The following is a 4,497-nucleotide window of genomic DNA, read 5'->3' as shown; positions in this document are numbered from 1 at the left end:
CAAGCTCGAGACCGTGAGCCGGACCCTGTCGAAGTTCGCGGCCGACGGCATGGTCGAGGTCGAGCAACGCAACGTGCGCATCGTCGATCCCGAGGCGCTGCGCCGCATCGTCAATCCGCCGGGCTGTTGATCTCGCGCGCCGGCAGGGTCAGCAGCAGGGTCAGTGCGCCCGCCCCCATGGCCAGCAGCCAGAAGACGAAAAAACCGACCGTGTAGACGGCCTGGCGCGAAGCACCGAGCGCCTCGCCGCGCCAGTTCAGGTCGCCCGGGTCGACCAGGGCGAACACCAGCACCTCGAGCGCGCAGGCCAGGAGGAAGGCCGGCCAGAGAATCCACATCCAGCGGCGCGTCTGCATGCACTCACTCCTTCGGCAGCGGCACGGCGCTGCCCGGTGTCGCCGCGTGGTTGCGCCCGGCCACGGCCGGCATCAGCTTCTTGTCGGCCAGGGTGCGGTTGATCTCCACGCCCTTGCGGTAGTAGTCCTGGTCCACCACCGGGTCGGGCGTGGAGATCGCCAGCCACAGGGTGAAGAAGCTCGCGACCACCACCACGCCCGGCCCGCCGATCACCATCCACACCAGGGGGAAGCGGTACCACGGAGGGCAGGGTTTCATCGCGTCGTTGTCGTGCGTCATCTTGGTCCTTGGGTTGATCAGCGCGGTACCAGGAACACCGCGGGCTCCGAGACACTGGCGTTGCCGCTTTCGGCGCGGACGTCGAAATGCACCTTGTGCGAACCCGCCGCTGCCGCCCCATAGGGTAGCTGCAACCGGACCGCGACCCAGCGCGACTCCGCCGGCGCGACCTCGACCACGGGCTCCGAGGACACCTTCAGCCCCTCGAGGCCGCCCGCGGCGATCCGGTAGCGCTGCACCTGTTCGGTGGCATTCATGATCTGCAGGCGGTAGACGTTCTCGAGCTGGCCGCCTTCGACGATGCGGGCCAGCGACGCGCGGTCGCGCACCACGTCGACCTTCAGCGGCGTGCGCGTCACCAGGCTGGCGAGCAGGCCGATGCACAGCGCCGCCAGCACCCCGGTGTAGATCAGCACCCGCGGCCGCAGCACGCGCCGCAGCACCTGCCGCGGCGTCCAGCGGCCAGCCATGCCGTTCTGCGTGGCGTAGCGGATCAGGCCGCGCGGCGTGTCCATCTTGTCCATCACGATGTTGCAGGCATCCACGCAGAGGCCGCAACCGATGCACTCGTACTGGAGGCCTTCGCGGATGTCGATGCCGGTCGGACAGACCTGCACGCACAGATGGCAGTCGATGCAGTGGCCCAGCGGCGCCGCGGTCGATGCGCGCCCTTTCGCCGGCACGCCGCGAGGCTCGCCGCGCGCGGCGTCATAGCTCACGATCAGCGTGTCGCGATCGAACATCGCGCTCTGGAAGCGCGCATAGGGGCACATGTACTTGCACACCTGCTCGCGCATGAAGCCGGCGTTGCCGTAGGTCGCGAAGCCGTAGAACAGCACCCAGAAGATTTCCCAGGAACCCATCGTCGTGTGCAGGAACGACATCCCCAGCTCGCGGATCGGCGTGAAGTAGCCGACGAAGGTAAAGCCGGTCCACAGGCCGATGGAGATCCAGACCACGTGCTTGAACCACTTCTTGACCAGCTTCTCGGCCGACATGCCGCCGCGATCCAGGCGCATGCGCGCGATGCGGCTGCCTTCGATCTTCTCTTCGACCCACATGAAGATCTCGGTGTAGACCGTCTGCGGGCAGGCATAGCCGCACCACAGCCGGCCCGCCACCGCGGTGAACAGGAACAGCGACAGGGCCGAGATCACCAGCAGGCCCGTGAGGTAGATCAGGTCCTGCGGATAGAGCACCAGGCCGAAGATGAAGAAGCGCCGCGCGCCGAGGTCGAACAGCACCGCCTGGCGCTGGCCCCACTCGAGCCAGGGCAGTCCGTAGAACACGAGCTGCGTCGCGAACACCAGCGCCCAGCGCCAGCGCGCGAAGTAGCCGCTGACGCTGCGCGCATAGATCTTCTCGTGTGCCGCGTAGAGGCCGACGCTCTTCTCGGCCGCCACGATCGGAATCACCGTGCGAGGGGCCTGCTTCGGCGCGGGCATGCGATCGGTCATGGCGTCAGGCTCACTGGGCCCCTGTGGCGGGCTTGTTCGACAGTCCCCAGACGTAGGCCGTGAGCACGTGGATCTGGGCCTCGGTCAGGCGGCCCTGCTGCGCCGGCATCTGGTTGAYCTTGCCGCCGTTGATCATCGCGATGATCGATTCCTGCCCGTAGCCGTGCAGCCAGATCTTGTCGGACAGGTTCGGCGCGCCGACCGCGGTGTTGCCCACGCCGCCGATGCCGTGGCAGGCCGCGCAGGTCGTGAACTTGCTCTTGCCGAGGCCGGCGCGGACCGAGTCGTGCGGGCTGCCCGACAGGCTCAGCACATAGTTGGCGAGATTCTTGACGTCCTCGGCCGAGCCGACCGCCTCGGCCATCGGCGGCATCGTGCCGATGCGGCCGAGCGCGATGGTCTCGTGGATCTTCTCGGGCGTGCCGCCATGCAGCCAATCGCCGTCGGCCAGGTTCGGGAATCCCTTGCTGCCGCGCGCGTCCGAGCCGTGGCACTGCGCGCAGTTGTTGAGGAACAGGCGCTCGCCGATCGCCATGGCGCCCGCGTCGCCCGCCAGCCGCTCGACCGGCTGCGCCGAATAGGCGGCATAGACCGGGGCCAGTTCGGCGTTGGCCTTGTCGACCTCCTTCGTGTACTCGCCCTCGGTGGTCCAGGCCAGCGTGCCGCGGTAGCTGCCCAGGCCCGGGAAGACGACCAGGTAGCCGATCCCGAAAACGATGGTCAGCACGAACAGGCCCATCCACCAGCGCGGCAGCGGGTTGTTCATTTCGCGCAGGTCCTCGTCCCAGACGTGGCCGGTGGTGTTGTCGTCGCCGGCCGGACCGCGGAAGCGCGCGGTCCACCACAGCAGCAGCGCGCAGGCCAGGATGCCGCCCAGCGCGATGGCGGTCACGAAGTGCGACCAGAAGTTGGTGGTGAAGTCGCTCATGAGGGGTCCTCTTCGAAGGGGAGTCTTGCGGCCTCTTCGAAGGCCTTCGCGTTGCGGCGCGAATAGACCCAAACCAGGATGCCGATGAAAGTGGCGAACGACGCCAGCGTGGCGGCGATCCGCAGGGTGGTGACGGTGTCCATCGCTGCGCTCCTTACTTGAGTGCCAGGCCGAGCGACTGCAGGTACGCGACGATCGCGTCCATCTCGGTCTTGCCCTTGACCTCGGCCGGCGCGGCCGCGATCTGGGCGTCGGTGTAGGGCACGCCGACCCGGCGCAATGCCGTCATGTGGGCGGCGGACTCGGCGCCGTCGAGCGGCGCCTTCTCGAGCCACGTGTAGGCCGGCATGTTCGACTCGGGCACCAGGTCGCGCGGATTGTTCAGGTGGATGCGATGCCACTCGTCGCTGTACTTGCCGCCCACGCGGTGCAGGTCGGGGCCGGTGCGCTTGCTGCCCCACTGGAACGGATGGTCGTAGACGAATTCGCCGGCCACCGAGTAGTGGCCGTAGCGCAGCGTCTCGGCGCGGAACGGGCGGATCATCTGCGAGTGGCAGTTGTAGCAGCCCTCGCGCACGTAGATGTCGCGGCCCGCCAGTTGCAGCGGCGTCAGCGGCTCCACGCCTTTGACCGCCTCTGTGGTCGACTTCTGGAAGAACAGCGGCACGATCTCGACCAGGCCGCCGACCGCGATCACCAGCAGGATCAGCACGATCATCAGGAAGTTGTTGGTCTCGATCTTCTGGTGCGAGAAGCCGGATTCGGGGGTATTCGAACTCATGGCGTTTCCTCAGGCGTGGGCAATGGCGGTCTGCGGGATCGGCGACGGCTTGCTGAAGCCCGAGATCACCGTCATCCAGACGTTCCAGGCCATCACCAGCATGCCGCCCAGGTACAGCAGGCCGCCGATCATGCGCACCACGTAGTAGGGATAGGTGGCCTTCACGCTCTCGACGAAGGTGTAGGTCAGCGTGCCGTCGGGATTGACCGCGCGCCACATGAGGCCCTGCATCACGCCGGCGATCCACATCGCGGCGATGTACAGCACGATGCCGATGGTCGACATCCAGAAGTGCAGCTCGATCGCCTTCACGCTGAACATCTCGGTGCGCCCGTACACGCGCGGGATCAGGTAGTAGAGCGAGCCCATCGAGATCAGCCCGACCCAGCCGAGCGCGCCCGCGTGCACGTGGCCGACGGTCCAGTCGGTGTAGTGCGACAGCGCGTTGACGGTCTTGAYCGACATCATCGGACCTTCGAAGGTCGACATGCCGTAGAAGGACAGCGAGACGATCAGGAAGCGCAGGATCGGGTCGGTGCGSASCTTGTSCCAGGCGCCCGASAGCGTCATCAMGCCGTTGATCATGCCGCCCCAGCTGGGCGCCAGCAGGATCAGCGAGAACACCATGCCGATCGACTGGGTCCAGTCGGGCAGCGCCGTGTAGTGCAGGTGGTGCGGGCCAGCCCACATGTAGG

At 67.1% G+C, this 4,497-nt stretch carries 8 protein-coding genes; 1 reads left to right on the top strand and 7 read right to left on the bottom strand.

The features are described from left to right. Window positions 1-13: 13 nt before the first annotated feature. On the top strand, window positions 14-130 hold the full coding sequence (locus AC1D2K_RS30555) for a helix-turn-helix domain-containing protein (RefSeq protein ID WP_478093662.1): 117 nt from the start codon (window positions 14-16) through the stop codon (window positions 128-130). Here AC1D2K_RS30555 and AC1D2K_RS30550 read toward each other — a convergent pair. From AC1D2K_RS30550 to AC1D2K_RS30520, 7 genes are all read right to left on the bottom strand, one after another. After that, window positions 111-356, bottom strand: a complete 246-nt coding sequence (locus tag AC1D2K_RS30550) for a hypothetical protein (protein ID WP_478093661.1) — start codon at window positions 354-356, stop codon at window positions 111-113. The two genes, AC1D2K_RS30555 and AC1D2K_RS30550, sit on opposite strands and share 20 nt — an antisense overlap. 4 nt (window positions 357-360) lie before the next feature. Beyond that, complete coding sequence (locus AC1D2K_RS30545; protein WP_478093660.1) at window positions 361-636, bottom strand: FixH family protein; 276 nt, start codon at window positions 634-636, stop codon at window positions 361-363. A 17-nt stretch (window positions 637-653) separates the two neighbouring features. After that, window positions 654-2,093 (bottom strand): cytochrome c oxidase accessory protein CcoG, encoded by a 1,440-nt coding sequence (gene ccoG, locus AC1D2K_RS30540; RefSeq protein WP_478093658.1) that lies wholly within the window; start codon window positions 2,091-2,093, stop codon window positions 654-656. Between the two features lie 10 nt (window positions 2,094-2,103). Next, window positions 2,104-3,021, bottom strand: coding sequence for a cytochrome-c oxidase, cbb3-type subunit III (ccoP, locus tag AC1D2K_RS30535; protein WP_478093657.1), 918 nt, complete (start codon window positions 3,019-3,021; stop codon window positions 2,104-2,106). After that, complete coding sequence (locus AC1D2K_RS30530) at window positions 3,018-3,164, bottom strand: cbb3-type cytochrome oxidase subunit 3 (RefSeq protein ID WP_478093655.1); 147 nt, start codon at window positions 3,162-3,164, stop codon at window positions 3,018-3,020. Before AC1D2K_RS30530 ends, ccoP begins: the two co-directional genes overlap by 4 nt. Before the next feature lie 11 nt (window positions 3,165-3,175). After that, the gene (gene ccoO, locus AC1D2K_RS30525) at window positions 3,176-3,802 is read right to left on the bottom strand and encodes a cytochrome-c oxidase, cbb3-type subunit II (protein ID WP_478093653.1); all 627 of its coding nucleotides are present in this window, start codon (window positions 3,800-3,802) and stop codon (window positions 3,176-3,178) included. A gap of 9 nt (window positions 3,803-3,811) precedes the next feature. Continuing rightward, window positions 3,812-4,497 (bottom strand): cbb3-type cytochrome c oxidase subunit I (locus AC1D2K_RS30520; RefSeq protein WP_478093651.1); only part of this gene is annotated, 686 nt, incomplete at its 5' end.

This window comes from Variovorax sp. P1_H12_2 (genome assembly GCF_056405335.1).
This window is presented reverse-complemented; position numbering and strand designations above follow the sequence as displayed.